The sequence below is a fragment of the Myxococcales bacterium genome (genome assembly GCA_016712525.1).
In the GTDB taxonomy this organism is placed as follows: Bacteria; Myxococcota_A; Polyangia; order Polyangiales; family Polyangiaceae; genus JAAFHV01.
This window is the reverse complement of record JADJQX010000001.1, coordinates 175,203-201,624: the sequence shown is the minus strand read 5'-3', so window position 1 is coordinate 201,624 and position 26,422 is coordinate 175,203. Positions and strand designations below refer to the sequence as shown.

At 70.6% G+C, this 26,422-nt stretch carries 26 protein-coding genes; 8 read left to right on the top strand and 18 right to left on the bottom strand.

What is annotated here, in order from left to right; all coding sequences use genetic code 11:
* Positions 1 to 82 precede the first annotated feature (82 nt).
* From IPK71_00845 to IPK71_00825, 5 genes are all read right to left on the bottom strand, one after another.
* Positions 83 to 1,630 (bottom strand): hypothetical protein, encoded by a 1,548-nt coding sequence (locus tag IPK71_00845; protein ID MBK8212268.1) that lies wholly within the window; start codon positions 1,628 to 1,630, stop codon positions 83 to 85.
* The gene (locus IPK71_00840; GenBank protein MBK8212267.1) at positions 1,627 to 2,283 is read right to left on the bottom strand and encodes a hypothetical protein; all 657 of its coding nucleotides are present in this window, start codon (positions 2,281 to 2,283) and stop codon (positions 1,627 to 1,629) included. The genes IPK71_00845 and IPK71_00840 overlap by 4 nt, the downstream gene beginning before the upstream one ends.
* Positions 2,280 to 2,792 carry a PepSY domain-containing protein gene (locus IPK71_00835; protein MBK8212266.1) on the bottom strand — a complete coding sequence of 171 codons (513 nt, stop codon included), beginning with the start codon at positions 2,790 to 2,792 and terminating at the stop codon, positions 2,280 to 2,282. The genes IPK71_00840 and IPK71_00835 overlap by 4 nt, the downstream gene beginning before the upstream one ends.
* Positions 2,690 to 3,163, bottom strand: coding sequence for a hypothetical protein (locus IPK71_00830; protein MBK8212265.1), 474 nt, complete (start codon positions 3,161 to 3,163; stop codon positions 2,690 to 2,692). The genes IPK71_00835 and IPK71_00830 overlap by 103 nt, the downstream gene beginning before the upstream one ends.
* Positions 3,164 to 3,493: 330 nt before the next feature.
* The gene (locus IPK71_00825; protein ID MBK8212264.1) at positions 3,494 to 4,495 is read right to left on the bottom strand and encodes a YqhA family protein; all 1,002 of its coding nucleotides are present in this window, start codon (positions 4,493 to 4,495) and stop codon (positions 3,494 to 3,496) included.
* Positions 4,496 to 4,713: 218 nt separating this feature from the next.
* Here IPK71_00825 and IPK71_00820 point away from each other — a divergent pair, with 218 nt between their 5' ends.
* From IPK71_00820 to IPK71_00810, 3 genes are read left to right on the top strand one after another with little or no spacing between them, the layout of a single operon-like run.
* Entirely contained in the window at positions 4,714 to 5,319 is a 606-nt protein-coding gene (locus IPK71_00820; protein MBK8212263.1) for a threonylcarbamoyl-AMP synthase, read from the top strand.
* A 53-nt stretch (positions 5,320 to 5,372) separates the two neighbouring features.
* Entirely contained in the window at positions 5,373 to 6,140 is a 768-nt protein-coding gene (locus IPK71_00815) for an FHA domain-containing protein (GenBank protein MBK8212262.1), read from the top strand.
* Positions 6,137 to 6,835 carry a hypothetical protein gene (locus IPK71_00810; protein MBK8212261.1) on the top strand — a complete coding sequence of 233 codons (699 nt, stop codon included), beginning with the start codon at positions 6,137 to 6,139 and terminating at the stop codon, positions 6,833 to 6,835. The genes IPK71_00815 and IPK71_00810 overlap by 4 nt, the downstream gene beginning before the upstream one ends.
* Here IPK71_00810 and IPK71_00805 read toward each other — a convergent pair.
* The 5 genes from IPK71_00805 to IPK71_00785 form a co-directional block, all read right to left on the bottom strand.
* Entirely contained in the window at positions 6,829 to 7,767 is a 939-nt protein-coding gene (locus IPK71_00805) for a hypothetical protein (protein MBK8212260.1), read from the bottom strand. The two genes, IPK71_00810 and IPK71_00805, sit on opposite strands and share 7 nt — an antisense overlap.
* Positions 7,768 to 7,947: 180 nt before the next feature.
* Positions 7,948 to 8,295, bottom strand: a complete 348-nt coding sequence (locus tag IPK71_00800) for an ATP synthase F0 subunit C (GenBank protein ID MBK8212259.1) — start codon at positions 8,293 to 8,295, stop codon at positions 7,948 to 7,950.
* 154 nt (positions 8,296 to 8,449) lie between these two features.
* Positions 8,450 to 9,292 (bottom strand): F0F1 ATP synthase subunit A, encoded by an 843-nt coding sequence (gene atpB, locus IPK71_00795; GenBank protein MBK8212258.1) that lies wholly within the window; start codon positions 9,290 to 9,292, stop codon positions 8,450 to 8,452.
* A gap of 119 nt (positions 9,293 to 9,411) precedes the next feature.
* Complete coding sequence (locus IPK71_00790) at positions 9,412 to 9,873, bottom strand: hypothetical protein (GenBank protein ID MBK8212257.1); 462 nt, start codon at positions 9,871 to 9,873, stop codon at positions 9,412 to 9,414.
* Complete coding sequence (locus IPK71_00785; protein ID MBK8212256.1) at positions 9,870 to 10,271, bottom strand: AtpZ/AtpI family protein; 402 nt, start codon at positions 10,269 to 10,271, stop codon at positions 9,870 to 9,872. The genes IPK71_00790 and IPK71_00785 overlap by 4 nt, the downstream gene beginning before the upstream one ends.
* Before the next feature lie 305 nt (positions 10,272 to 10,576).
* Here IPK71_00785 and IPK71_00780 point away from each other — a divergent pair, with 305 nt between their 5' ends.
* Positions 10,577 to 11,803, top strand: a complete 1,227-nt coding sequence (locus tag IPK71_00780; protein ID MBK8212255.1) for a hypothetical protein — start codon at positions 10,577 to 10,579, stop codon at positions 11,801 to 11,803.
* Between the two features lie 117 nt (positions 11,804 to 11,920).
* Here IPK71_00780 and IPK71_00775 read toward each other — a convergent pair whose 3' ends face one another.
* Positions 11,921 to 12,835, bottom strand: a complete 915-nt coding sequence (locus tag IPK71_00775; GenBank protein ID MBK8212254.1) for a LysR family transcriptional regulator — start codon at positions 12,833 to 12,835, stop codon at positions 11,921 to 11,923.
* 93 nt (positions 12,836 to 12,928) lie between these two features.
* Here IPK71_00775 and IPK71_00770 point away from each other — a divergent pair, with 93 nt between their 5' ends.
* Positions 12,929 to 13,342 (top strand): ester cyclase, encoded by a 414-nt coding sequence (locus IPK71_00770; GenBank protein ID MBK8212253.1) that lies wholly within the window; start codon positions 12,929 to 12,931, stop codon positions 13,340 to 13,342.
* Positions 13,343 to 13,348: 6 nt separating this feature from the next.
* Here the strand turns inward: IPK71_00770 and IPK71_00765 are convergent, their stop codons facing one another.
* Complete coding sequence (locus IPK71_00765; protein ID MBK8212252.1) at positions 13,349 to 15,349, bottom strand: sel1 repeat family protein; 2,001 nt, start codon at positions 15,347 to 15,349, stop codon at positions 13,349 to 13,351.
* Positions 15,350 to 15,494: 145 nt separating this feature from the next.
* Here IPK71_00765 and IPK71_00760 point away from each other — a divergent pair, with 145 nt between their 5' ends.
* From IPK71_00760 to IPK71_00750, 3 genes are all read left to right on the top strand, one after another.
* On the top strand, positions 15,495 to 15,986 hold the full coding sequence (locus tag IPK71_00760; GenBank protein ID MBK8212251.1) for a hypothetical protein: 492 nt from the start codon (positions 15,495 to 15,497) through the stop codon (positions 15,984 to 15,986).
* Between the two features lie 48 nt (positions 15,987 to 16,034).
* On the top strand, positions 16,035 to 17,132 hold the full coding sequence (locus IPK71_00755; GenBank protein ID MBK8212250.1) for a hypothetical protein: 1,098 nt from the start codon (positions 16,035 to 16,037) through the stop codon (positions 17,130 to 17,132).
* A gap of 88 nt (positions 17,133 to 17,220) precedes the next feature.
* Positions 17,221 to 17,655 (top strand): DUF4442 domain-containing protein, encoded by a 435-nt coding sequence (locus IPK71_00750; GenBank protein MBK8212249.1) that lies wholly within the window; start codon positions 17,221 to 17,223, stop codon positions 17,653 to 17,655.
* A 24-nt stretch (positions 17,656 to 17,679) separates the two neighbouring features.
* Here IPK71_00750 and IPK71_00745 read toward each other — a convergent pair whose 3' ends face one another.
* The 6 genes from IPK71_00745 to IPK71_00720 all read right to left on the bottom strand — a co-directional run bounded on the left by IPK71_00745 (position 17,680) and on the right by IPK71_00720 (position 26,284).
* Entirely contained in the window at positions 17,680 to 19,647 is a 1,968-nt protein-coding gene (locus IPK71_00745; protein MBK8212248.1) for a methyl-accepting chemotaxis protein, read from the bottom strand.
* A 723-nt stretch (positions 19,648 to 20,370) separates the two neighbouring features.
* Complete coding sequence (locus tag IPK71_00740; protein MBK8212247.1) at positions 20,371 to 21,543, bottom strand: ABC transporter substrate-binding protein; 1,173 nt, start codon at positions 21,541 to 21,543, stop codon at positions 20,371 to 20,373.
* A 17-nt stretch (positions 21,544 to 21,560) separates the two neighbouring features.
* Positions 21,561 to 23,207: a hypothetical protein gene (locus tag IPK71_00735; GenBank protein MBK8212246.1), complete on the bottom strand. Its 1,647-nt coding sequence runs from the start codon at positions 23,205 to 23,207 to the stop codon at positions 21,561 to 21,563.
* On the bottom strand, positions 23,204 to 23,605 hold the full coding sequence (locus tag IPK71_00730; GenBank protein ID MBK8212245.1) for a hypothetical protein: 402 nt from the start codon (positions 23,603 to 23,605) through the stop codon (positions 23,204 to 23,206). Before IPK71_00730 ends, IPK71_00735 begins: the two co-directional genes overlap by 4 nt.
* Complete coding sequence (locus IPK71_00725) at positions 23,602 to 24,594, bottom strand: PEGA domain-containing protein (GenBank protein ID MBK8212244.1); 993 nt, start codon at positions 24,592 to 24,594, stop codon at positions 23,602 to 23,604. Before IPK71_00725 ends, IPK71_00730 begins: the two co-directional genes overlap by 4 nt.
* 7 nt (positions 24,595 to 24,601) lie before the next feature.
* Positions 24,602 to 26,284: a protein kinase gene (locus IPK71_00720; GenBank protein MBK8212243.1), complete on the bottom strand. Its 1,683-nt coding sequence runs from the start codon at positions 26,282 to 26,284 to the stop codon at positions 24,602 to 24,604.
* Positions 26,285 to 26,422: the final 138 nt, after the last annotated feature.

Here is a 26,422-nt window from a genome sequence, read left to right as displayed (position 1 = left end):
GCTCGAGGCGCAACGAGGGCCGCGAGCGCCGGATGGCTCGTAGCGATGGAGGCCGCGAGGAGCGCGAGCGCATGGTGGAACCTCATCGCAGTTCTCGTTCGGAGTGCCTGCGCCGGGCGGCCCCTATCAAAGCAAACGCGATACCTACGAGCGCGGCCCCCGCGTCGGTCGTGGGCGGGGCCGCGGTGTCGCACGCGCAGCCGCGTGGCCCGGGCTGCATCGTGCCGGGGGCCGGTGCCTTGGGCGGAGTGGGTTGGAGGGGGGCGGGTGGAGCGGGCGCGGAGGACGCGGGCGACGCGGGGAGAGCGGGGAATGGTGAGGGATCGCGCATCACCGGGGTGGCGAGGCTATAGGGCGCCTCGACGATGCGTGGCGCGGGTTTCGAGGGGTCGACTGTGGCGCGCGTGGGGCCGAACCCGGATTCGACGAGCCAGCCATTGGCGTGGACAAGAGGTTTGTAACAGGCGCCGAACTTGCCAGGGCAGCGGGGATCTCCCGGTTCGGCGCGGTGGGAGTCGACAGCGACGAAGGCTGTGGCGATCTCGCGGGGGTGAGGGAGCTCGGCTTGGGTGGTCGGTGAAAATCCGAGGTCCGGCGTGTCGCGGAAGCGATAGCGAAAGAGCCTGAACGCGCCCGCGAGCTTGGGGAGGGAGACCTCCGGAAACCCGAGCCTCGCCCCCATGTCGGTGTACCCTGCTGCTTTCGGGTCGATGGGCATGGCACGCTCGAGGTGCGCCGTTTTGCCCTCGGCGGCGAGCTGCCCGGCCAGGATGGTGGCGAGCGTGTCGACGTCGGTGTTGCGATGGCCGTTCGCGTCGAGCGGCGCAAGGTAGAGCCTTGGGGGCTCGGCTCGGAGCAAAGTGCGCGGAAATGGGGTGGTCGGAGTGGAAGCGGCCATAACGATCATGATGGTCTCGCTCGGGCCGCCGCGGTCACGGGGTAGGATGGGCCACACGAACGGGCCGCGGACGCGGAACGCGACATTGGCGTCGCCGACCACGACGGCGAAGCGGGAGACGTTTGGTGCACGCGCCGCGATGTCGGCTCCGCCGTCGGGACCCTCGTAGTAGTGGGGATCGATAGTCGCCGTGAGCTCCCTGACCGTCGATTCGATGGCGCTCCGCGCGACGACGCGGAGGAGGCGCGGCGGTCGGGGTGGCGTGGGAGGGGGCGGTGGGAGGTCGCCGCAGGGCCTGCCAGCACATAAGCAGCCAGTGTTCGGTATGGGCTCCTCCTTCGAGGACGCCTTCGGTGGCTGTTTGGGAGGTGTCCACTTCGGTTGGGGGCGGTCGGGTGGCTCGATGGAGGCGCGCGGCGCCTCGCATGACCAGTGGGGATCGCAGAGCGGGGGTTGCTCGACACGAAAGTACTTGGGCACGAGCCACACGACGCTCTGGGGGGCGAGGCGAACGTCGGTCGCGCCCTCGGGAAGGGGCACGACTCGAACGACATTATTCACCCGAGGGTCGGCCGCCGTGACCGACACCCACGTATCTTCGCCGGCCGTCACGGCGACGATGCTGGCGATCTCCGGCTGAACGACCGAGAGGATGGCCGCGTGCGCCGGCCGGGAGAGGGTGAGCGCGCCCCACGCGGTGAGGAGGAGCGCGAGCGTTTGCCGTGGCCTCACGGAGTCCCCTTCGGCGTCGCGCAGCGGAGGGCGCCGTTCTCGACGATGGCCTGGCTGTCAGGTGATGCCCCGCTCGGCTGGCACACGAGGCCGCTCGCGCATTGAAGCCCACCACCGATGGAGCCCGCGACACACCGAACGGCCGCAAAGGGCTGCTCGGGGTCGCAGTAGTAGCCATCCTTCTTGCCTCCGCAGGCAAAGCTCGGCGTCGGCGCAGCGCTGGTGGTGGTGTGGGTGCAGGTGACCCGGTAGGTCGAAAGGTCGGCGCTCGAATAGACGCCAACGGCGGCCCACGCGCACGCGACCTGCCGGCGGGGCTCGGGGAGCAGGTTGGCGGCGACGGTCGCGTCGGCGAACGCTCGCAGGGGGGACTGGCCGGGCCGGAACGAGAGCGCTCCGAGGCCGAAGATGGCGGTTGCCCATTCCACTCCGATGGGTTTGTCGATGACGATGCTGGACCGGCGGTTCGCTCCGCCCGCAGCAAGGAGGGCCCACGTGTGGGAGACGAGCCCCGAGCGGAAGTAGGCTTCGTTGTCGAGGGTGTTCGCGAAAGCCCGCTCCTTCGATTCTCCCGGCGCGGAGATGTAGCCTTGGAACTTGGCGTTGACGTGGTTCGCGATCGGAAGAAGCGCGTCGGGGTTTTCGGGGTTCATGAGGTCTCGAAACGGGGCTGGGCGCGGAGGGTCGTGACCCACGGACGTCCGGAAGCATCGAGCGTGAAGGGGAGTGTTTTACCTTCCGCGTAGTACGGATCCCTCGGAATCGCTGGGGTCGTTGCGTTCGCAGCGGGACGACCGGCGAAGTAGTAGCTCGCGGCGGAGCTGGCTTGCACGGTGAGGTTCAGACCGATGGCGCCTTGCTCGAGGACCTCTTCGGTCTTGGCGTCGACGTGGACGCGGAGGGGCTCTTCTTCGGTGGAGACCTCGACGCGGTAGGCGAGCCGCGGGGCGCCCTCGCGCTGGACGCCGAGGCTCACCGTGACCGGGAGGTCCGCCGCGTCCTCGAGGCCGAGGGCTGCGAGCGCGGCGGCGCGTGCCCGCTCCTTCGAGATGGACGGGGTCACGTCGAAGCCGTGGAGGTCGGGGAGCGGGTCGAGCCCGAGGAACGCGAACGAGCCGTCGTCGTGCCCCGAGAGCACCACCGCCGCGTCGAAGACCGGCACGTCCGTTCCGGGGACGATGCGCGGAAAGCGGAGCGTGGCGGCACCGCAGGGGAGCGCCACTCGGTCGGCGTCGCGAGCTCGCCCGCGGAAGGCACGCGCCCGCCTACGTTTCCGAGGAAAGCGAGCGCCTCGCTCGGCGCGAGCTTCCCGAGCACGGGGCTCCCGCCGGTGGTCGCCACGTACATTTGCGCTTCTTTCGCCCCTTCGTCGGCTCGACCGAGGACCTCGGCGCCGGTGAGCTCCGCGATGCGCGCGGCGAGCGGGTCGTTTGCGGCGCCCACGGGGAGGGCGCCGGGATCGTCGCCTCCCGAGCACGCGAGACCGAGCACCGAGAGCCCGACGAGACCGAGGACGAACGAGAACTTCTTCATGGCGACCACCTTTCGAGGGCGGGGTCGGCGCGTCGTTCCCGTTCGTTTCGCGAAATCGCCCGAGGGTGGTCGAATTTTGCCGGAGCCCGGCGATTCGTGCGGGGCTCCGGGCATCCGCCGGCTCGGGTCGTTCGCACGGGGACGCCCTCTACGAGGGGCCACGAGCTCTTTGCCTCCCCCTATCCGCTCGCAGGCTTTGCGCACGTGGGATGTCGCGCCGAGCCGAGGAGAAGCAAAGCCGAGAACGGATATTGGGGGAGGCCGACCGGCGGTAAAAAGCAAAATAGCGATGGTCACGAAGCCCGAGGGAAAACCGGACGACCGTGACGCTCACGGGCTTTTTCCCGCCGGGCGGGTGGGGGCACCCCGCTCTCCCGCTCTCCCTCTCTCGGCCCGCGCCGCTACCGCCGCTGCTGCGGGGGCAATTGGCCATACCCCTGGGGCGCCTGCGCTTGTTGCGCTTGTTGCGCTTGGGGAGGGGCCGGCGTGTAGCCCTGGGCTTGAGCTTGGGCGGCGCGCTGCGCGGCGTACGGATCGTACCCTTGAGGGGCCATGCCGGGTGGGATCGACGGGCTGTGGCCCGGGTGTCCATGTTGCGCGTGCGCGTACCCCATGGGCGCGTGAGCGACCGCGTGGGCGTGGGCCTGTGCGTGGGCGTGCGCGGGCTTCGGAGCGTGCGCGTGGGCGTGCGCGTGGTGCGGCTCGGGCACCAAGGTGAGGGGCTTCTCGTCGGGCTTCGTGTCGCCGTGATCGTGTTTCGTGTCGCCGTCGTGGGACTCGTCGCCGTGGCCCTTCGGGTCGTGTTTGTGGCCGAGGTGCTGGAGGTAGAGCGCGGCTGCGACGAAGAGCACCGAGAGACCGAGGTAGAGCAGGTGGAGCGGGCTGCTCGTACTTCATCTTCACCGCCGACTCGAAGAGCCGGACGATGAGGATCATCAGGATGACCTTGCCGACCGCGCCCTTCAGGTCGTCGAGCGAGTGGATCTGGAGCCAGTTCGGGCGCGACTCGGAGGTGCGGCTCGCCGGATCGATCTTGCTGATGAAGAGCTCGTAGATGCCCATCGCGAAGATGAGCAGCACCGTGGCGAAGAGGAAGGCGTCGACCGACGAGATGAGCGACACCGAGAGGTCCTCGCCCCCGTCGCCGTGGCCCGAGTGGGCCATGGGGTGCTTCACGAACTCGACGGCCGTGTGAAAGATCGCGATGGCGCCCTTCACGAACATGAGGAAGCTGCCCGTGAGCGAGCCGAGCACCGCCAAGATCACGATGAGGCGCGCGTTGAAGAGGAACGTCTCGAAGGCGGTCTCGATCCAGCGTTGCAGCGTTTTCATGCTCGGTCGTAAGGGGCGCGCGCGGGGTGCTCGCGGACCGCAAAAGGAGCACCGCGGCTGGCCGATGCGGGTGAATTCTCCGTCAAAGAGGGCATCGAGCGGCGGAGCGAGCCCGCGCGTGCGCCCCCAAGGCCGGCGGACCATCGGCGAAATCGCGAGGATTCCTCTCAACTTGCCGTTGCGCACTCCGCCCCCTCTCGGCTACTCCGCCGAGCGAAATGCTGCTCGAGATCTACCCGGACCACCCCGAGCCTCGGAAAATTCGCCGCGCCGTCGAGGCGCTCGAGGCCGGCGAGGTGATCGCGTACCCGACCGACACCGTGTACGGCCTCGGCTGCGATCTCATGAACAAAAAGGCGATCGATCGCCTCTACGCGATCAAGGGGATGGATCGGGAGCACAACCTCGCGTTCGTCTGCTCCGACCTGTCGGACATCGCGCGGTACGCCATCGTCGAGAACCACCAGTACCGCGTGCTCAAGCACCTCTTGCCGGGGCCCTACTGCTTCATCCTCGAGGCCACGCGCGAGGTGCCGAAGCTCGTGCAGATGAAGAAGAAGACCGTGGGCATCCGGGTGCCGAACAACGCCATCATCCAGGCCATCGCCAAGGAGCTCGGGCGCCCGGTCATCTCGACCACGGCGCAGCGAGCGGGCGAGGATCCGTTCGTCGACGCGAACGAGATCGACGACGCGTTCAAGGGGCTCGGCCTCGTGATCGACGGCGGCGCGGGCGGGCTCGTGCCCACGTCGGTCGTCGACCTCACCACGAACCCTCCCACGGTGGTGCGCGCGGGCGCGGGGGACGTGGCTCAGTTCGAGTGATTCTCGAGTAGTTCCCTAGGTTTGCAGGGGGCCGTCGTGGCGCCCCGCAAGAGCTGCAGCGGGGCGCATGGGTTGCCGGCCCGGCGCCCCGTGAGGCCGCCCGCGCGCGCGTCGCTCGTGGGCACGGGGCGTGCGTATGCCTTCGTGTGCACCTCCGCGTCACGGGACCTCACGATCGCGCGAACGTCGTCCTCGCCGACCGCCCGCTCGTGTTCGGGCGTGATCCCCACTGCGACGTGGTGCTCGAGGACCCGGGGGTCTCGCACAGGCACCTCGTCGTGCAGCGGACGCCGTACGGCGTCGAGGCGTCCGACCTCGGGAGCGCCAACGGCGTCACGCTCGACGGCGCACCGTTTCGTCGAGGGCTCGTCACGCCTGGGCACGTGCTCCGGATCGGCGCGACCACGATCACGTTCGACCTCCGCGACGAGGTCGTGTCGCACGTCGCTCCCACGCTCGTCGGGGCGAGGCTCGGCCCGCCTCCCGCGGTCGCGCCTCCCGCGCAGCCTCCCTACGTCGCGCCCGGGGCTCGTGGGCCCTCTCCGTCGGCGCCCGCGTATGTCCCTCCTGGGCCGCCCGGTCACGCGCCACGGCGCCGAAAGGGGAGCGTCGTGGGGGTGCTGCTCGTCCTCGTCCTCGTGCTCGGTGGGCTCGCCGTCGCCGGGTTCCTCGTGTGGACGAAGGTCGTCGCGGGGGGCGTCGCCCAGGCCCCGTCGGGGGCTCCGTCCGGTGCGTCGTCCGCGGCGGTGCCGGTGGGCTCGGGGGCCGCCGTCGGCATCGAGCCGCTCGTGTTCGACCGGAACCCGTTCGAGGCCGAATGAGCGAACGAGACCGAAAATGGCGGGCGTTCGTGCGTGTGGTCGTCGTGGCCTCGGTGGCGCTCGGGGCATGCGAGGAGCGTGTGCCCCCCAAGGCGCTCGTGCCGCCGCCGCCGTCGTCGGCCCCTCCGGTTCGTGTGTATCCTGCACAGGGCGTGAGCGACGCCTCGCCACCCGACGCAGGTCACGAAGGTGACGGAGGGCACACGTGCCTCGGGCGGGCGGAGTGCCACGGCGGGCTCTGCTGCGTCTCGCTCGGCGGCGAGCGGTTCTGCGCCGACAGCTGCCCGGGCGCCGCCGTGGCGATCGCGTGCGAGACCCTGAGCGACTGCCCGAGCGACGGTCAGCTCGGGATGATGAGCGAGCACCGGAGGTTCGTCACGTGCGAGCGCGGCGTGTGCGACGGTCCGCGGGTTCGAGACGCGGACCCACCCTGCGCACCGTGCCTCGCCGAGGACTGCGAGAGCGAGATCGGCGCGTGCGACGACGACCCCGCGTGCAAAGCGGCGCGCGCCTCGCTCATGGCCTGCTTGCGCAAGATGACCGGGAACGAGGCCGCGAGGACCGGCTGCTGGGACAACTTCCAGGTGCAAGGAGGCCTGCGCGCCGAGCCGAGCTTGCGCACGTGCGCGACGGTGCGGTGCCCGCGCTGCGAGGGGCCCGAGCCGTCACGAAAGCTCCCTGCGACACGTCACTGAAAGGCGTCGAGCCACTTCCAGATCGGCACGCGGTAGACGTCGCGGAGGTCGTGTTTGTATGGGCTCTTCGCGGCGTCCTCGCAGTAGACGACCGGCGTCGTCCCGGGGCACCCGTCGTACGCGACGCAGCCCTTGCCGTCGAAGCCGTGCTCGCCGAAGGGCTTCGACGTCTTCTGGCAGGTGTTGATGCCCACCCAGGCGTCGCGGGTCTTCTGGCCGTTGGAGACGGAGACCACGTCGTCCTCGGCGCGGTGGTAGACGAGCGCCGCCGTCTTGCCACACTTGGAGGCCGAGCCGGGGAAGCCCCCGTCGGCGGGGACGATCGCGCGCACGGTGGCCGCGCGGCTGCAGCCGAGGTGGTTCGTGAAGTACCCGCCGTTCGAGAAGCCCACGGCGAACACGCGCTGACGGTTCACGCACAGCGAGCCCTCGAGGCTCTCGCGCATCGTGTCGAAGAAGGCGAGGTCGGTCTCTCCCGTCATGTCCCAGCGGCCGCCGGAGGCGTCGGGGAAGACGACGATCGCGTTGCCCGCCGAGTACTCCTGCATCTTGATGAACTCGGCCATCTGCGCGCCCGTGGCGCCGATGCCGTGAAACACCGAGACGAGAGGGTACGCGCGGCTCGGGTCGTACCCTTGGGGCACGAAGAGCACGAAGCTCCGCTCCTTGCCGCCCGAGGTCACCGTACGCCGCTCGCCCTTCGCGCCGGAGGGCGTGGCCGCCTTGCCGCAGCCCGCGCTCGTCTTCGGCAGAGAGAGAGGCGTCAGGGCAGGGGCTTCGCCGTCTTGACCGGGCTCTCCCGTGCCGGTGGCCGTGGCCGTGCCGGTGGGCGCCGCGCCGTCGGCGGTGGGGTCGCCCGCGGGCTCGTCGCCGCCGCAATGCACGGCGAAGGGGGCTGCGCAAACAAGGAGGAAAAGCGCGTACTTCCGCATAGTTTCAGAATGCCTCACGTGGCGGCGAGCGTCAAAGGCTCGGTCGAAGTCGGCTCGGTCGGGCTCGAGGTCGTACGTCGACGTGAGGCCCCGTGTTCCTTCGCGCCCCCCGAAATGACGCGAGGCGCCCACCCTCGCGGGGAGCGCCTCGACGCGTGGGCCTCGGAGAGGCCGCTCCGACTACTTCTGCGCGACGCCCGTGAGGAAGAACGCGATGACGAAGCTGAGGAGGACGAGCGACTCGATGAGGGCGAGGCCGAGGATCATCGGGGTCTGGATGCGGGCGGCGGCGCCCGGGTTGCGCGAGATACCCTCGAGGGCGGCGGCAGCAGCGCGGCCCTGAGCGGCCGTACCACCGAGAACGCCGAGACCGATCGCGAAGCCGGCGCCGGCAGCGGCCCACATCTTCACGTCGTTGCCGTTCGCGCCCGCGTGCGAGGCCGCTTCCTCGGCGAACGCAGCGAACGGAACGAGGAGGGTGGCGGCGGCGCTGAAGGCCATGAGACCGAGCTTCTTCGAGGTCGACATGAAAGGCTCCTTAGAGAATCCGAATGGGGGCTTCGTGGTTTGTTGGGAGCGCGCCTTGTTCGGGGCTTTCGCGACCGTGCGCGCTCTTAGTCGGTTTCGAGGGGATTGACTACCCCCGAAGTTGGGGGCGGTATTCGTGCGAGGCGAGGGCGAATCAGGCGTGAGCCTTCTTCGCTCCGACCTCCTTCTTTCCATGGTGATCGTCGTGGCCGTGCGCCTCGTGGCCGTCGCCGTGATCTTCGTGCTCGGTGGCGAGCGTGATGTAGATCGACGAGAGAAGGCAGAAGACGAGCGGCTGGACGAGGGCGACCAGCGTTCCGAGCACCATGATGGGGATCGGAAGGAAGAGGCAGAAGATGCCCACCAGGATCGACGTGAGGAGGTGGTCGACCGCGATGTTGAGCATGAGACGCATGGCCAACGTCACCGGGCGGATGACGAACATGGTCAGGAGCTCGAGCGGGAAGATGAGGATCGCGAGCGGGAGGATCGGCCCCATCATGTGCTTGAAGTAGCCGAGGCCGTTCTCCTTCACGCCGTAGTAGTTGAACGAGACCGCGACGATGATGCCGCACGCGGCCGTCACGTTCAGGTTCGACGTGGGCGGGAGGAAGCCGGGCACCATGCCGAGGAAGTTCGACATGAGGATGAAGAGCGCCGAGGTGCCGATCACGGGGAAGTACCGCTTGGCGCGCTCGGGGCCCATCATGTCGCGCATCATCCCGTAGAAGTACGAGACGACCACCTCGAGGATGGTGCGGAGGGAGAGGCTCTCGTCCGGGACGACCGACTTGTCGTAGTCGGCGATCTGCTTGCGGGCCGCGAACGCGATGCCGACGAGCAAAAGGAGGACGAGCGCCACGGCGAAGATCGGCTCGGCCTGGTGCTCCCCGACGGGGTGCTGGCCGACGAACGTCTTGCCGAAGTTCTCCATGTTCTTCCCGAGGGCGGGGAACATGGCGACCAGGTAGCTCAAGAACGACGTGTGCTCGGGCATGCGCGGGCGCTTCCTATCACAGGTTTTTCGAGAAAAGGATCATTCGATTGCGCGCCGCACCGAACGAAAATTTTGCGTCAATTTGGGAGAATCCCACGGGAATTTAGGGGTTCTTCGGTTCAGGTGCGGGGGCGTTTCGAGGGCTTGAGCCCCGAGAAGACGCCGGAGAGGGCGACGCCCACCGGGAGCGAGCCGTACCCGACGACCAAGCCGATAGGGTCGACCAGGCCGCGTGTCATGAGGATCCAGGCGCCGCCGAAGAGCACCAGGATCTTCACGAGCGCGAGCGCGCCCCACGCCCCGGAGAAGGTCTTCTTGGGCTCTTTGGGGGCGGGCTTCGGTTCGTCTTTGCCTTCCGCGCCGTGGTCGTCCTCGTCGTCCGGGGGCACCAGGATGGCCTCGACGATCTTGGAGAGGACCCAGAGGTTCGACGCGGCGACGAGCGCGCCCGCGAAGACCGAGAGGCCCGTCTTGACGGGGAAGAACGCGAGCGCGCCCAGCGTGAACACCGCGCCCACCGCCGCCACGAACCCGAGCGCCGGCCGGATCCCCGCCGCGGGACCTTCGTCTTTCTTCTTCATGGGTCTTCCTTCGAGGTCTCGGGCTCGCCGCCCTTGGCTTCGGCCGCGTCCTTCGTGGCGGCCTCGTCCTCACGCTCTTTCGCGAGCTCTTTCGCCTTCTCTTCGGCGTCGTGGGCGTCGTCGAAGGCGTCGTAGTCGACGTCGGGCATGGGGACCTTCCAGGGCGCCTCACCTCGATCGAGCTTCTCTTCTTTCTCGATGTCGGCCTGCATGGTCTTCGCGGCCTTGAAGAGCGACCGGAACCCCGCGTAGACGCCCGCGACGCTGAAGAGCGCGGTCACGTAGCCCTTGCCGCCGAAGCTCGGGTCGAGCCACTTTCCGATGAGGTAGCCGACGGCCATCGACACGACGAGCTCGAAGCCGATCGATCCGTACTTGCCGTAGGCCTTGAGCTTCACGCGCGCGCTCCTCACGCGGCCGTGGCCGCGGCATGCCCCGTCACGTCGACGGTGCGAGGGGCGCGGTAGCATCGGGGCTCGCGAGGGTCAACGCGCTGGCGCGGGCGGCTCGGGGGCGTCACGGGCGACGCACGGCCCTCCGCGGCGAGGGGCGACGCGGGCCGAGGTGCGACACCCGCGACGCACGTGGATCCTCGCAACATGCCGATACCGTTGATCTTTGCGCGAAGCCTCCGTGGCACGGGGCGTGCGAAAGGGGAGGTCACACACCGCCGCCGCCCACCCCTCGCCAAGGACGTCCCATCATGAAGAAGCTCTCCTCGCTCGGTCTCGTCGCCCCCTCGTTCGCGTTCGCGTTCGCCGCCGCGGCGCTCGTCTCGGGCTGCTCGCTCCGCGTGGACGGAGACGGCACGGCCGACGGGGCGGGCTCGGGCAACGGCATGGTGCGCTCGAGCGGCCAGGCGCTCGGGTACTTCCCCCCGGAGCAGCCCAAGGTGCCCGAGCCCACGTCCCACTGCACGCCGGCGCCCGCGCTCTTCGCGAAGGCCGCCGTGTGTGTCTGCGGCGACATGTCGCATGCCGGCCGGCTCGTGACCCGTGGCCTCGGTGGTGACGCGGCCGACGTGGCCGTGCTCGGCGACTTCTCGGCGGCCTCGGGGACGCGCATCGACGGGAGCCTGCGCGTCGGAGGGGACATGTCGTTCGCGGGCGACCTGCGCGTCGCGGATCACTTGTATTCCGCAGGCGACGTCTCGGGCGCGGGAGACTTCTCGGTCGGCGGAGACCTCGGCGCGCGTCGCGGTCTGTCGGGCGCGGGCTCGCTCACGGTGGGCGGGCAGCTCCGCGCGGGCGACGTCTCTTTTGCGGGCGACCAGCGCGTGGGCCAGCGGGGCGCGTTCGTCGATCCTGGTGCGGCCCCGTGCGGGTGCGACGCCGCCTCGCGGTACGACGTCGCCTCGGCCGTGGCGGCCGCGAAGATGCAGAACGACAACGTCCGCGCGGGCCTCCCGCTCGACGCGAGCGCGCTCGTGGGCACGACGTCCGTGACGCTGAAGTCGGGGCGGTACTACCTCTCGAACGCGCAGGCCGTGGGCAAGCTGACGCTGAACGTCGAGGGTGCGGTGCAGCTCTATCTCGAGGGCGACATCGGCGCGGTCGGCGAGGGCCAAGTGAAGCTCGCCCCGGGCGCGACGCTCGATCTCTTCGTCGACGGCAAGCTCACCACGGTCGGCGAAGCCTCGTTCGGCGACCCCTCGCGGCCCGAGGCCTTCCGCCTCTACGTCGGCGGGAAGAACGCGGCCATCACGTTCGCCGGGAGGGCCGGGTTCCACGGCCTCGTCTACGCGCCCGAGGCAGACCTCTCGTTCGCTGGCGAGGCTCGGATCCAGGGCGGGCTCGTGGCGAAGCACGTGTCGTACGCCGGGGATCTCACCGTCGAGGGCGCGCGAGTGTGGTCCCAGCCCGAGACGTGCGAGGATCCGGCGGGTACGGTCCCCGCGAAGCCCGAGGTCGTGCCGGCCGTGCCTCACTGACAGTGCGGCACCCCAGCGGGAGTGGCGCGCGATCGCGCGAGTCGCTCGTTCGTCCCTCGAGCCCCGCGCCGGAGGTCGGATGCACGGCGGCTCAGGAGGACGAGGCTCGAGGTGCGCTCACGCGGGGCCGCCGCCCTCCCCGAGGACGCGCGCCACGCGCGGGGCGATGAACTCGACGAAGCGCGCCGTGAGGGCCGAACGCTGGGTCGTCCGCGGCCACAACGCGAACACCGGGACCTGAGGGAGCTCCCAGCGAGGCAAGAGGCGCACGAGCGAGCCCTCGGTGAGGTCCGCGCGCACGAGCGCGTACGGGAGCGTCGCGACGCCGACCCCGGCGAGCGCGAGCGCGCGAATGGCCCCGGCGTCGTCCACCGCGAGTCGCGAGCGCGGCCGCACGGACACCCTGCGATCGGAGCGGGGATCGAGGAGGGCGATCTCGGCGGGGCGGGACGCGAGCCGCACGTAGTCGACCTCGGCGAGCTCGTCCGGCTCGCGTAGCTCCCGCCGGCCGCGCAGGTAGCGCGGAGAGGCGACCAGCGCGCGCCGCATCTGGGCGAGCCCCCGCGTCACGAGGCTGCTGTCCTTCAGCGCGCCCGCCCGCAGCGCCACGTCGAAGCCGCCCTCGAGCAGATCGCGGGGAGAGTCCCCGAAGCCGAGCGTGAGGCGGACCTTGGGGTGAGACTCGACGAACGCGGCGATCTCGGCGCCCAGGCCCGCCCCCACCAAGAACGCGGGTGCGGTGACCGTGAGGTGCCCCGTCGGTGCGCGGCTCGTCGCGAGCACGGCGTCGAGCCCCGCCACGGCCGAGCGTGCCACCTCCCGGGCGTGAGGCACGAGCGTCTCCCCCGCCGCGGTGAGGGATAGCCGGCGCGTCGTCCGATAGAGGAGCGGAGCTCCGACGTGGGTCTCGAGCGAGGCGAGGTGGTGGCTCACGACGGACGGCGACAGGCCCAGCGCGCGCGCGGCCCCCCGCACGGACCCGTGCTCGGTCACGCGGACGAAGACGACCATGGCGCGCAAGTGTTCCAGCACGTGTTCGATCCTATCGAACAGTGAAGGCGATCTCCACGCCCTACCCGAACGTCGCCCGCCGGCCCAAGGTGAGGTCGACACAAGGAGATCCCCATGACCGACCCGAAATCCACAGTGCTCCCGTTCTACTCCGAGGCCCTCACCGTCCGTGACGGAGGGAGCCCCGCTACGGTGCTCGACCGTCTCCTCGCCGACGACTTCGAGTCGAAGAACGGACAGGAGACGAAGTCGAAGGCCGTGCTCGCGAAGCAGCTCGAGGCGTTCTGGAAGATCATCCCGGACCTCCGCTGGGAGCCGAAGGACGTCTTGGTCGACGGCACCAAGGTGGTCGTCCGGAGCGTCGCGACGGGCTCGCCCTCGGGTCCGTTCATGGGCCTCTCCCTCGACGGCTCGCGGTCGTTCTGCATCGACACCATCGACATCCACGAGGTGCGAGACGGGAAGATCGCCCGCGTCTACCACCTCGAGGACTGGGCCACGGCGCTGAAGCAGCTCGCGCCCCGCTGACTCCGCTCAGCGCAGCTTCTTGAGGACGTCGCAGTCTTGGATGAGCCCGTCTTTGCAGCGCGCCTCGAGGTAGGGGCGCGCCTTCTTCGGGTCGTGTTTGGCGAGGAGCGTCGCGTAGGTCGCGCAGGCGTACGCGGCGTTCACCTTGCAGGCCCGCTCGGCGACGGCGAGGCCCTCTTGGACGTCCTTCTTCGTCCCGCGTCCGGCGGCGAGGGCCTCGGCGTACTTGGCGCACGCGTTGTCGCCCGCGATGCACGCGGCCTTTCGGAACGTGGTGGCCTTGGCGAGGTCGGGCGTGCCGAGCTTCGGGTCCTCGAGGGCGTCGGCCGCGCGCTCGCAGGCCGTCTCCCGGGAGCCGTCGCTCGGCTCACACGCGCGTACGTAGAGCTTGAGCGCCTTCGCGGTGTCCTTCTTGAGCCCGAGCTCGCCCTTGGCGTACGCGTCGGCGAGCTCGGCGCACGCGGGGCCGCGCCGCTTGCACCGCAGCTCGAACAGCTCGAGCCCGCGGGCCTCGTCGCGAGGGCTCACGTCGCCCTTCAGGTGATGCATGGCGAGGTCCCGGCAGTTGTAATCGTCGCCCGCCGCGCACGACGCCTCGAGCAGCGTCATGCCCTTCTTGACCGACGCCGGGTCGGCCTTCTTGAAGAGGCGGTAGCTCGCGCCCCCGCACGCGGCCGGCTCGCCGAGCTCGCAGGCGCGGGTGTAGAGCTCGGTGGCGCGGGGCTCGGAGGCCTCGACGAAGGTGCCGCGCGCGTAGAGGTTCGCGAGCGCCGCGCACGACTGGCCGTCCCCGCGCTCGCAGGTGCTCGTCCACGTCGCTACCGTCATGGAAGGATCGCGCGGCACGCCGGGGGGCACGATCTTGCCGGCCCCGTCGGTCTTGAAGATGAGCCCGGTGCGGCCCTTCATGTAACATGCAGGCAAGTAGTCTTGCGCGCAGGCCTTCGTGTAGAGCGCCTCGGCCCGGACGGGATCGCCCTTCTCGAGCTTGCCGTCCTTGGAGCGCGCGTTGAAGTCGATCGCGAGCGCCTCGCGGTAGCAGCTCACGGCGTTGCCGGCCTCGCACTGGGCCTTGCACTCGGCCACGTCGTCGCGCTTGCACACGTACCCTTTGGCCGTCGACGTGGCGCATTTTCCGCCTTGGAACGAGGCGCCCTCGGGGCACGGGTCGGACGCGCGCGCGGCGGGGGCGGGCCCGTTGCCGGTGCTGGACGGCGTGGCCTCGGCCTTCGCCGGCGCCTTCTCGGTGATGGCCTCGAGCTCGAGCCGCACCGGCGACTGGCACTGATCGGGCGGGCTCGCGGCGTCCGACTTCGACGTGCGGCAGGCCTCGATGTCTCCGTCGCGGTTCAACGAGGCCCGCGACGCGTCGCTCGCGCCCTGGACCGACTTGCCGAAGAGATCGGCCACGGCGCGCACGGCGCCGCGCTGCCCCGTGCCGACCGAGAACGCGCCGACGCTCGCGCCGCGGACCACGTGCGTCGCCCCCTCGCACGAGCCCTCGAGATCGGCGCGGACGACCTCGCCGATCGCGGCGCTCTTCTTGCCCACGAGCACGAGGCCGATGTCGATCGTGGAGCCGCGCTTCATGGCGGCGCCGAAGGTGGCGAGCCCGAGCGGCACGTTCGCCTGCACCTCGTCGGACGAGGCGAGCTGCAAGGTCTCCTCTTTGCGCTGCACGGGCGCGAAGGCGTACGCGCCGCGGCGCTTGCAGCCCTTTACGATGGCGAGCTTCTGGCAGTCGTACTTCATCACGACGACGCCGTCCTTCATGGCGGCCTCGAGGTCGACGCGCTCCGACGATTTCCAGTCGACCACGAGCGGCGTCGCCTGCGCGGACACCGCGCGGCACTTGGCCGGTGTGTCCTCGCCGAGGGCCTCGTTCGCCGTGGTCGCCTTGGGCTGGACGGCAGCCCCGACGTTCGAGGTGCCTCCGCAGGCCGAGAGCGACGTGGCGAGGAGGGCAGCGAGGAGGGCGGCGACGGCCTTGGGAGCGTGGGTCTTCATGGGAGCCTCGGGAGCGGAGACGGGAGCTTCGCCGGTCTGTCGCACGAAAATGCACGCGGCTCAACCGCGGGCGCGGGTCGGCCCGGGCGCTCCGTCCACGCACCGAGACGCTCGCGCTCGGCCCAGTTTGCGCTAGACCCTCGGCATGGCCGACGAGCCACGCTTCCCCCCTCCGCGCCCCCGCGGCTCGGCGTACCGCGAGGCCTCTCCGCGCGTGTCGCCCGAAGCGCCCGTAGACGCGCCGAAGCCCGTGATCGTGACCCGGCCAGAAGCTCCGAAAAGCGAGCGAAATCCGGGTGTTGGGTTGCGCCCGTCGGACCTGCTGGGCCCCGGAGGCGCCGAGCGCCAGTACTGGGAGAACCAGACGTTCACCGCGCGCCACCCGCGGTGGACGGGCGCGTTCGCGGTCGTGGTCGGGGCCCTCGCGCTCGCCCCCACGCTGCTCGATCGCGCCGAAGGGCACAGGCACACGGGCGGGCGCGGCGCGGTGCTCGGCGGCGTGGCCGTCATGGCAGGGCTCTGGCTCCTCGTGACGGGATACCCGCGCGAGGCGGACGGGCGAGCTCCTTCGTGGTGGGGCGTGAGCCTCGCGGCGCTCTCGGCGTTCGGCGCGGTCGTGGGCGTCGCGCTCTGGTGACACACGTACGCCTTCTTGCCAGGGGCGAGGCACGGTAGGCTCGTCGGGATGGCTGGCTCTCGCGCTCGAAGGTTCGTGTCCGTGGCGACGTGCTCGGCGGTGATGGGCCTCTCGGTCTTGGCCGCCGCGCAGCCCTACCCTCCGCAGCAGCCCCCGCCGCAGGGGTATCCGCCGCCGCAGGGGTATCCGCCGCCGCAGGGGTATCCGCCGCCGCAAGGGTATCCGCCGCCGCAAGGGTACCCGCCGCCGCAAGGGTACCCGCCACCGCAAGGGTACCCGCCGCCGCAAGGGTACCCGCCACCGCAAGGGTATCCGCCGCCGCAGGGGTATCCGCCGCCGCAAGGGTATCCGCCGCCGCAGGGGTATCCGCCCCAGTACTACCCGCCGCCGCAGGGGTATCCCCCTCAGGGAGGGTACCCTCCGCAACGAGGCTATCCGCCGCCGCAAGCGCCGCCACCGCAAGCGCCCCCGCCGCAGGCGCCGCCCGAGCCGGATGTGCCCACCCACGCGCCGAGGTTCTCGCTCTACGTGGGCGGGCGCCTCTCGTACATGGGCTTCGGCAACGCCTTCTTCCAAGACCTGAACACGGGCAACTCGGAGACGACCGGGCGCCTCGTCGGCAACGGCGCGTCGTTCCAGCTCGACGTGGGCGCGCGCCTCGCCAAATCGTGGATTCCGTATTTGTTCTTGGAGCACGGCCTCTTGGCCAAAGGTGGGTACTTCGAGGGCACGGACGCCCACGCCTCGACCACGTTCTACGGCGGCGGTCTACGGCACGTCTCGGGAGATCCGGACAGCGTCGCGTTCCTCCAGGATCTCTCGGTCGGCATGCGCTCGGTGAGCGTGTCGCGTGGCCAAGAGAAGCTCACGCTCAGCACGTTCGAGTGGGTGCGCCTTGGCCTCGGCGCCGAAATCCGCCTGCACACGCGCTTCGTGATCTCGCCGCTCGCCTCGATCTCGGCGGGCGCCATGTGGGACGCGAACGGCTCGGTCGAGTACAACTTCAACCAGGCCGACGCGTTCGGCGCGGTGGGGCCGGCGAGGCCCAGGTACTCGATCGCGGGCCGCGAGAGCGTCGAGTTCCCTCGGCCGTACGTGGCCCTCATGATCGGGTGCGGGTTCCACTTCGACCTCCTCGGCGACTGACACGTAGCTCGAGGGGGTCGAGGTCCTATCGGTGAGTATTTACCAGAGAATCGCCAAGCGCTTGCCGGTCGAGCGCTTCTTGCCACTCATGAATCTCTATCCGCCCTACGTGGGCGCGGGGGTTCGTGTGCGCGTCTTGCCGGGCACGCCGTTCGCCGTCGAGAGCACCATGAAGCTCGGGCCCCAGAACCAGAACTTCATGGGCACGCACTTCGGCGGCTCGCTCTACGCCATGTGCGATCCGTTCTTCGCCTTCATCCTCATCCAGGCCCTCGGTGAGGGCTTCACGGTGTGGGACAAGGCCGCCTCGATCCGCTTCAAGCGCCCCGGGCGCGGCAAGGTGCGCGCCGAGTTCCGCATCGACGCCGACCGGATCGCGGCCATCCGCGAAGAGGCCATCCGCGAGGGCAAGGCCGAGCCGGTGCTCGAGACCGTCGTGACCGGGGAGGGCGGAGAGATCGTCGCGGAGGTCGAGAAGGTGGTGTGGGTGAAGTACGGCGAGCACCGTCGCACGAGGGCGTAGCGGTTCTCTCGAGAGCGCCGCGGCTCAGGCGTGGGCTTCGAGCACGAAGCGCCGGAGGAGCGCCTCGAGCCTGTCGGCCTGCACCTTGAGGTCCTCGGTCGACACCCGGGTCTGCGTCGCCGCGATCGCCGACTGCGCCACGACGCTCGCGCGGTCCTTCACCGTGGCCCCTACGGCGTCCGTGGCGCTCCGCTGCTGCTGGACGACGAGCGTGATGCGGCGGGCCGTCTCCTCGGTGCTCGCGGCCACCTTGCGGCTCTCGTCGGTCGCCATGACGGCGGCGCTGCCCGAGGCGCGGATGTCGGTGAGGAGCGTGCGCACGGAGTCGACCGTGGCCGTGACGCGCTCGGCGAGGCGGCGCATCTCGCTCGCGACGATGGTGAAGCCCTTGCCCGCTTCGCCGGCGTGGGTGGCCTCGAGGGAGCCGTTCAGGGCCAAGAGATCGCTGCGGTCGGCCACGTCGCGGATGACCTCGAGCAGCTCGCCGATGCGGGCGGCGTGCCCGTTGAGATCGGCGATGCGGGCGGCGGTCTGATCCGTGTTCTGCCGGTTTCGCTCGGCGTCGCTCAGCACCTTCTTCACGGCCTCGGCGATGTGTGCGGCCGACCCGGAGAGCGACTCCATCGTGGTCGTCACCTCGCGCATGCCCTCGGCTTGTTGCGAGGCCGCGGCCTCTTGCTCTTGAGAGGCGGAGTAGATCTCGGTGGCGGCGCTCGCGATCTGCATCGACGTCTCGCGGAGCGGACGCACGAGATCCCGGAGGCGTTCGAGCATGCCGCGGAACGCGTCGGCGAGGTCTCCGCGGCCCGAGACCTTCACGGTGAGATCGCCCGCAGCCACGGCCGACGCGCCCTCGGCGAGGCCTCGCAGATCCGTGACTAGGGCGTTGAAGGTCCGGGTGAGCTCGCCGAGCTCGTCGTCCTCGGAGACCGGAATGGCGCCCATGGCGCCGAGATCGCCGACCTCGGCGATGCGCTTCGTCGCCGCCGCGATGCGCGCGATCGGGAGCGCCATCCACCGGCCGAAGACGAACGCCACGAGCGGCGCCCAGAAGGCGACGATGACGAGGAAGGCCCCGGACGCCCCCAGGAACGCCGTGGTGCGCCCGACCTCGACGGGCACCTTGGCGACGACGAAGCGGCCGTCGTCGAGCCTCGTGCAGGCGTGGGCGGTCTCGGCCGGCACGTCGAGGAAGGTGAACGCGCGCTCGCCCGCGGCGGCGCCCTTCGCGCGCGCGACGCACGGGTGGGGATCGTCGAAGGGCACGATCGCGACGTCGCTCCTGGCCTCTTCGGGACCTTGGGCCACGCGCGCGGCCTCGGAGGCGCGGAGGCGGGCTTCGAGCAGCGCGACGTCCCGGGCGTCGTCGTTGACGGCGCGGAGGCCCATGCCGGCCATGCCCGGGAGGGGGGCGAGGGCGACCCCGAGCGCCAGCACGGCGATGCGGCGGCCCACCGAGGAGCGCTCGCGGGGGAGGTCGATGCCGCGCGTCACCGCCTCGCCGATGACGGCGGCGCGTGCGTCGGCGGTGAGCGCCACGGCGAGCGGGAGGGCGATGACGGCCGACCCGAGGAGGAGCGACAGCGAGCCCCCGAGGGCCGGGAGGAAATAGCGAGAGCTCACCGACGGATCGTGGAGGACCGACACGAGCACGATCGCCGTGACGAGGCCGCTCGACGCGTAGACGACCGAGTCGAACAGGGCGTGGCGGCGGGGCACGTGCTGGAGGGCCACCGCGGCGTCGCGGACCATGGCGTCCGTGCGGTGCGCGGGCGAGGTGTGGGCCCACCTGTCGACCGGGGCGAGCCGCGCCGCGAGGTGAACGCCGGTCGCGAGGAGCCGGGCCACCAGCATGACGGCTTGGATCACGAACACGAGCCCCGGCGCACCCCCGAAGCTCGCCGAGAACGCGACCGGCACCATGGCGCCGAACACGAGCCCGAGGCCGAGAATGACCGTGATCGACCGACGAACGACACCCCTATGCTCCACGACGGCTCCTGCACCGACGGGCGTGGACGTGCGCCATGTGCGCGCCCCGCCCCCCCCGGCGATCTTTCACGTTACCACGGCCTCCTTCGGCGCGGACCACGGCCGAGCTCGCGCGTGAAATGGCGCGAGCTCCAGCGGCGAGAGTCCGCGCGCTTCGTGCCGTGTGCGCCGCCGACACGAGCCGGGACGCGCATCGCGACGTTGTTTCCGAGCGGGATGTCACCCGATCGGAGCACACGGCACCTCGAGCCCCCTCCGGCGGCTCCCGTGCCAAGCGAAAAGGGCGAATTTGTCGGGTTTTTTGCCCTGCCTACCTCGGCGCTATGTGCCTCACCTAGGTGGGGGAGGTGCGGCAGAAAGGGGTGTTTCGGGGTGAAACGAGTCTCCGACCGGGCTCGCGCGAGTGGGCGGGAGACCACAAAAATCCCGATCTTTCCCATCTATGGGATGGGAGAGGGGGGTATTCGAATGCCCCCCTGACCCATGGTGGGGATGGGAGAGGGGGTATTGGAATGCCCCCCTGACCCATGGTGGGGATGGGAGCGGGGGTGATTCGAATGCCCCCTGACCCATGGTGGGGATGGGAGCGGGGGTGATTTCGGGCCCTCGGCGGCGTCGGGGGGATGGAACGGGGGTCGATACGGTGGTGTCGTGGGGTATGCGCGGGAGTCGGGCGCGTGCCTACAGGTGGTGCCTCCGTCGTGCGCGCTCCCGCGCCCGCCGTCACCGCGCCTTGAGCTCGGAGATGGCGGCCTCGAGCGGACCCGTGTCGATGCCCTTCGCGAGGTCGAAGTCGTCGGCCTTCGGGTCGGTGCGCTTGACGAAGGCCGCGACCTCCCGGATGTGGCTACGGAGCGGCTGGAGGCCCTTCGTGCCGTACTCGGCGAGGAGCACGTCCTCGCGCTTGTCGAGGTTCACGGTCTCGAGCTTGGAGAGCGAGTGGATGCGGACGTTCCCCAAGTAGCCGGAGGCCTCGTCGGTCGTCACGTTCCCGAGGAAGGTCCCCTGGCTCACGAGGTCGAGCACCTCGTCGCGGTGCGCGAGGTCGAGGGTGTTGCGTTTGTGGTCGGCGCCGTACATGTAGCGGACGGCCTGGATCCACCCCGAAAAGAGCTTCTTGTACGCGTCGGGGCCGACGGTGACGTACCTCTCGCGGTTGGCCATGAGCCCCTCGGCCAAGATGCCGGGGTAGGTCGCGCTCGTCGCCACGACCTCGCCGCCCGCCTCGATCTGCGGCTTCGAGTCGGGATCGGCGTTGAGGGAGACGGCGTCCTCGCCGGAGAGGTAGGTGTCGACGAGCTCGGTCGCCGAGCGCTCGACCACGTCGGTCGTGGTCACGTCCAAAGACCACCCGGCGTGAAGAGAGGTGTCACGGAAGTAGTAGTCGAGGAGCAGCATGTTGCTCGCCGCGGACGAGTACGTTCCGACCTTCTTCTTTTTGGCGCGGATGGCCTCGATCGCCGCCTCGACGGGCGGGCGGACGATGATTTGGTCTCCGCCGTAGGACCAGTCGACCTCACCCAAGAACACGATGGGCGACTTGCGCTGCATGGCATACGTGAGGAGAGTGCCCTGCATGTAAAAGCCGCAGTCGACCGAGCCGTCGGCGATCGCGTCGGTGAGCTTCGTATCTCCGCCGGCTTCGAAGTTGACCACCTCGACGTCGAGCCCCTCGGCCTCGAAGAAGCCCTTGGCCTTGGCCACGTCGAGCGGGCTCCAGCCGGCCCAGGGCACGGTGCCGACGCGGAGCTTGGGCAGGGCCGGACCTCCTTCGGTGCTGGAGCACCCGGGCAGGGCGAGCGCGAGCGCCACACTGCCGAGCCCGACGAACGCTGTGCGTCGCGAGATCGTGGCCTGTCGTCGAGCGGGGCGCGTCGCATCGGAGCGAATGGGCATCGGCGGTTCTCCGTGTCTCATCGGCAGAGGCCGGGCGTTCCGCCCTCGCCCCTTCCGTCTTTGTAGGTGCGGGCCCCGCCGACGTACGCCCCCTGCGCGTCGACGCAGAAGGTCTGCCAGCGTGGGGGGGCGACTCGGCCGTTCATCGGGTCGAGCGCCGTGACTACGCCGTCGAAGTCGATCCTCCCGGCCGCCCCTTTGGAGAGCTCGGCGATGGCGCTCGGGACGTCGACGGGGCCCGGGCCCACACGTCGCGCGCCGGCCGCCATCACGTCGGAGAGCGCCCGGGTGACGTCGGCCCCTCCGAACGCCCCTCCCGCGCCGCGGAACGACGCGAGGTACGCGGCATAGAAGGCGAGGGCGGTGAGGTCGTACGCGCGCGCCGCCGTGAGGCTCGGGGTAGGTCCCGGCGAGCCCGCGCCGGCCGAGGTCGCCTTGCGGAAGCGATCTCGGAAGCTCGCGAACGTGCCCTCGTCGCGCGCGGGCCAAATGCCGAATACGCGCCTCCTGAACGCGGGATCGTTCGGCTGCACCCGGTACCCCATGTCCTCTTCGTCGAGGACGACGTGGAGGTAGATGGGCTTCGTGGTCGCGGCCGCGAAGCGCTGCTCGACGAGGGGGAGGATCGTGGAGCCCCAGGTCGCGTCGGTGAGGGGGACGACGACCGTGGGGGCGAAGGTGGTGAGCTCGTCGGCGAGCTGCGCGGGCGTGAGCTTGGCCGCGTCGAAGGCTCGGTAGCAGCCGCCGGCGCCGCAGGTCGGGTCGCTCTGGTTGACGACCGCGGTCTTCTCGTTGAAGACGAGCTTCTCGGTGAGCGTCTGGCCGAGCAGCTCGCGCCCACGGCCGAGCACGACGGCGAGCCGCACCTTTCCCTGGGGCGTGCGTGCCTCGGGAGAGACGTCCAGCAAGGCCGCGCCGAGCGCGGAGACGATCGCGTCGCGCCCGGGCCCGAAGAGGAAGACGGTCGACTCGGCGCCCTTGACGCCCGAGGCGGTGTTGTCTCCGAGGGCGCCGGCGAGGACGGGGATCTCCGCTGGGGCCGTCTGCTCGACGACCTTCTGGAGGGCCTCTTCGGTCGTCGGCCCTACGATCGCCTTCGCTCCGAGCGCGGCGAGCCTGGCCCCGGCGGCGCGCGGCCGGGAGCTCGTGCACCCGACGATCGCGAAGCGGCGCTTGCCCGGCAGCGTCACGCCTCGCTCGGATTGGAGCTCGTCGAGGGCGACCTTGGCGCCGGCCAGGTGCGCGTAGTCCCTCGCGTACGCGGGGTCGTCGGGGGCGACCTCGCCGATGACACCGAGGATGTGCGTCCCCTCCACGAAGGGGTTCCCGAGCACGATCGGGCACTCGGGGGTGAGGACCTGCACGCAGCGGCGGCGCTCGGCGGACGTGGAGGCGCAGATCGCCCCGGGGCCGACGAGATCGACGCAGTCGGCGTTCGCCGCGCACTCCCCCTCGGCGAGCGGCTCGGCCGAGTCGACGCAGAAGCCCGCGCGTGGGCCGGCCTTGGCGCACCCGGTGCCGGCGAAGTCGGGGCCTCGCCCGCGGCAGTCGTCGTCGGTCGTGCACTGGTCGGCCTCGCCGGACACGTGCAGACTGCACGCGGGGGAGGCGAGGCCGAGCGTGAAGAGCCCGAGGAGGAACGCCTTCGTGACGCCGTGTCTCATCGGCTGCTCCCTGCGCGGCACGAGCGCTCCGCGGCCCCGCATTTCTCGGTCACGCATTTCGCGCACGTCGCGTCGGCGGGCACACCTCCGCAGTGGAGCGAGCACTCTTCGGTGCAGGACGTCCGGCACACGCAGTCGACGTAGGCGCCGAGGAGCGCCGCCGAGCCCGGGTTCCCGTCGCTTCGGCAGGCCCCAGGGCGTACCCCCCGCGTGATCGTGTCGCCGCAGGTGAGACAGGTGGCCGGGTCGCTCGGGGGGAGATCGCCCGGGATGGGCGGCGGCGCGGACGGGGCAGCGCCGGCGTCACGCCCCGTGGTCACGATGGGCGAGTCGTCGACGCAGGCAGAGAGCCCCGTCGCGAGCACGACGAGGACCCCTGCGGCGCGCGCGGCCCTCACAGCTCACCTCGGACGGCGAGCCCGAGCCCGAAGGGCCCGAGCCCGACGCGCGCCGTCGGCTTCGCCCCGTGGCCGTCGTCCGTGGGGCGCGTCACCGCCTTGATGGTGAAGTAGGTCGCGACTCCCGCGGCCACGACCGTCGACGCGAGGAGGACGTCGGTCGCGAGGCCCAGCGCGCGCGCCTTGTCGGCCGGAGTGTCGATGTCGGCGCGCGTGGCGCCGTACGTGGCGCGCGCGGTCTCGGCGTCGTTCCTGGAATCCACGGCGATGATGCCCGTCGCGATCGACGCGATCCCGAGTCCGCCCGCCACGGCCCAAGGGACCCACAAGAGGCTCGCGCCGTCTTCGTTGCCCTTCGTGGTCGTCGGGGGCGCCGCCGTGGACGCGGAGCTCGCCCCACGCGTGGCCGCGGGCGGGAGCGGGAGATCGACCGTGGCCGACTCGCCCGAGGGGGCCTCGATCGTCTTCTCGACGCGGCGCTCGCCGAACCGGATCGACACGCGGTGGCGGCCTGCCTTGATGGCGACGGGGCCCGACACCGGCGTGGTGGCCACGCGCTCGTCGTCGACCGTGACCTCGGCGCCCGGTGGGGCGTCCGTGCGGACGACGAGGGACACCACGGCGGGCTCGAGCTTCTTCACGAAGGCCTCGACGGTGGCGCGCCGCGCGGCGTCGATTCGGTCACCGCCCTCGGCGAGGTAGCGCCGGAACGCCGCCAACGCGCCGACCGGGTCCCGGCTCTCCATTTTGCAGAGGGCGATATTGAAGAGGATTCGGTAGTTGCCACTCGACTTGTACGCGACGTCGAACTCGATGAGCGCGCCCTCGAACGCCCCGGCCTGGTAGAGGCCGACACCCTTCTCGAAGCGCTCGACGGCCTCTTTCGTGTCTTCGGCCGAGGCCACGGAGGGATATCCGGCGCCGACGACGCCGGCGAGCGCGATGGCCAAGACGAAGCGGGGAGAGGGGAGTCGCCTTGGACGGGCCATAAGGGGATTACTTTTTGAAGACATCGGTGTCGAGCGCAGGCTTGGGGGCGTCGGTGGGTTTCACGGGGAGCTCGCGGATCCCCTTCGGGTCGGCGTTGGCCGCGGCGGACGGCCCCTCCGGCGAGGGGGAGGGCGTGGCCGTGGGCGGTGGGGCGTGCCCTCCTTGCGGGTAGGCCTCGAGCGCGAAGTCGACCGCGCGATCACGATCGAGCACGAACGTGAACGCCCTCGGTTTGTACCCGGCGGCCTCGGCCCGTAGGACGTGCGACCTGCCGTCCCGCGCGAGCTGCCCGTGAAACGGGTTCGCGCCGAGGGGGCGGTCGTCCAAGTACACCTTGGCCGAGAGCGGGCTTATCGCGACGTCGAGCGTCACGTTCGTGTCGGTCGGCGTGGCGGTCGGTGGCGCGACCTCGACCACGGGGCCCTTGGGAGGTGGCGGGGCCTCGCTCGCGTTCGCCCTCGGGGGCTCGATCGGCGCGCGCGGACGGGTGGCGAAGAACGTCGCCGCCGCGGCCACGAGGGCCACGAGGACGGCGCCGGCGAGCACACGGGGGAGAGGCCTCGACGGCGCGCTCGGCGGGGGGAGGCTCGCGATGGGGGTGGTCGTGGCGAGCGGGGTGAGCGGGGCCGTCGCGCTGCGCTCCGAGGTGCCCCTAGGCGCGCTCGCGCCCGAGTCGCTCGTCCCCGCGATCCGGGTCGGATCGAGCGCGGGCAAGGGGGCGGTGCGATCGGCGTCGGGCGCGGCCTCGAGCAGGCGCGCGATCTTCGCCCTCTCCTCGGCCGTGAGCTCGAGGAGGGTGGCCCCGAGGTCGGCGAGCCCGTTCCGCGGCTCGTTGCGCTCGAGCCACTCCTCGAGGGCGAGCCGCATGGCGTGGGCCGTGGGGAAGCGGTCGTCCGGGCTCGGCGAGAGGGCGCGCACACACGCGGCCTGGAGCTTGGGATCGGCGCCCTCGTGATCGAGCGTCGGGAGCTGCCCACGGACGAGGCGGCCCAAGATTTGGGTCTCGTTCAGCCCCTCCCAGAACCGATTTCGGGTGATGGCCTCCCACAGCAGGATGCCCGCGGAGAACACGTCCGCGCGCCGATCGATGGGGCCCGCTTGCACGTGCTCGGGCGACATGTACGCCACGCGCCCCTTGATGGTGCCGGCCTGCGTCTCGTGGGCGTGCGTCTTCGCCTTCGCGACGCCGAAGTCGACCACCTTGACCTGCCCGTCGACCGTCACGAACACGTTCGCGGGGCAGACGTCGCGGTGCACCACGCCGACGTTCTTGCCTTCGGCGTCGGTGAGCTCGTGCGCGTGGTGGAGCCCGGCGAGCATGTCGGCGATGATCCGGACGCTCGTGGAGAGCGGGAGGTGGGCGCCCTCTTTGGCGAAGTGGCGTTGGATCCGCCAGAGGCTCCGCCCATCGAGGAAGTCCATCACCATGTAGTAGGTGCCGCCATCGACGCCGGCGTCGTTGGTCTGCACGATATTTCGGTGATTGAGCTTCGCCGCGAGCCTGGCCTCGTCGAGGAACATCTCGCAAAACTTCGGGTCGTCGGCGAAGTCGGCGCGAAGCGTCTTCACGACGACGAGCTTCTCGAACCCCGCGACCCCTTGGGTGCGCGCGAGGTACACGTTGCCCATTCCGCCTTGGGCCAACCGGGCCACGACGTCGTATTTGCCTATTCGATGCGGGTCGCTCATGGGAAGCTCCCACCCCGGAGGGAGGATATTCCGACCGAACCAACCTTGGCGCAATGGCAAACGAATGCCGCGTCGGCAGCGAGCGCGACGCGGCATGGTTCGGCTAACGAGGAGTTGAGGGAGCGCGACCTCGATTCG

Excerpts from the sequence above, each read along its gene's own strand:
- IPK71_00840 (MBK8212267.1), bottom strand. The coding sequence starts at position 2,283 with ATGAACCCCGAAAACCCCGACGCGCTTCTTCCGATCGCGAACCACGTC.
- IPK71_00830 (MBK8212265.1), bottom strand. The coding sequence starts at position 3,163 with ATGAAGAAGTTCTCGTTCGTCCTCGGTCTCGTCGGGCTCTCGGTGCTC.
- IPK71_00825 (MBK8212264.1), bottom strand. The coding sequence starts at position 4,495 with ATGAAAACGCTGCAACGCTGGATCGAGACCGCCTTCGAGACGTTCCTC.
- IPK71_00820 (MBK8212263.1), top strand. The coding sequence starts at position 4,714 with ATGCTGCTCGAGATCTACCCGGACCACCCCGAGCCTCGGAAAATTCGC.
- IPK71_00810 (MBK8212261.1), top strand. The coding sequence starts at position 6,137 with ATGAGCGAACGAGACCGAAAATGGCGGGCGTTCGTGCGTGTGGTCGTC.
- IPK71_00805 (MBK8212260.1), bottom strand. The coding sequence starts at position 7,767 with ATGCGGAAGTACGCGCTTTTCCTCCTTGTTTGCGCAGCCCCCTTCGCC.
- IPK71_00800 (MBK8212259.1), bottom strand. The coding sequence starts at position 8,295 with ATGTCGACCTCGAAGAAGCTCGGTCTCATGGCCTTCAGCGCCGCCGCC.
- atpB (MBK8212258.1), bottom strand. The coding sequence starts at position 9,292 with ATGCCCGAGCACACGTCGTTCTTGAGCTACCTGGTCGCCATGTTCCCC.
- IPK71_00790 (MBK8212257.1), bottom strand. The coding sequence starts at position 9,873 with ATGAAGAAGAAAGACGAAGGTCCCGCGGCGGGGATCCGGCCGGCGCTC.
- IPK71_00780 (MBK8212255.1), top strand. The coding sequence starts at position 10,577 with ATGAAGAAGCTCTCCTCGCTCGGTCTCGTCGCCCCCTCGTTCGCGTTC.
- IPK71_00770 (MBK8212253.1), top strand. The coding sequence starts at position 12,929 with ATGACCGACCCGAAATCCACAGTGCTCCCGTTCTACTCCGAGGCCCTC.
- IPK71_00765 (MBK8212252.1), bottom strand. The coding sequence starts at position 15,349 with ATGAAGACCCACGCTCCCAAGGCCGTCGCCGCCCTCCTCGCTGCCCTC.
- IPK71_00760 (MBK8212251.1), top strand. The coding sequence starts at position 15,495 with ATGGCCGACGAGCCACGCTTCCCCCCTCCGCGCCCCCGCGGCTCGGCG.
- IPK71_00755 (MBK8212250.1), top strand. The coding sequence starts at position 16,035 with ATGGCTGGCTCTCGCGCTCGAAGGTTCGTGTCCGTGGCGACGTGCTCG.
- IPK71_00750 (MBK8212249.1), top strand. The coding sequence starts at position 17,221 with ATGAATCTCTATCCGCCCTACGTGGGCGCGGGGGTTCGTGTGCGCGTC.
- IPK71_00740 (MBK8212247.1), bottom strand. The coding sequence starts at position 21,543 with ATGCCCATTCGCTCCGATGCGACGCGCCCCGCTCGACGACAGGCCACG.
- IPK71_00735 (MBK8212246.1), bottom strand. The coding sequence starts at position 23,207 with ATGAGACACGGCGTCACGAAGGCGTTCCTCCTCGGGCTCTTCACGCTC.
- IPK71_00725 (MBK8212244.1), bottom strand. The coding sequence starts at position 24,594 with ATGGCCCGTCCAAGGCGACTCCCCTCTCCCCGCTTCGTCTTGGCCATC.
- IPK71_00720 (MBK8212243.1), bottom strand. The coding sequence starts at position 26,284 with ATGAGCGACCCGCATCGAATAGGCAAATACGACGTCGTGGCCCGGTTG.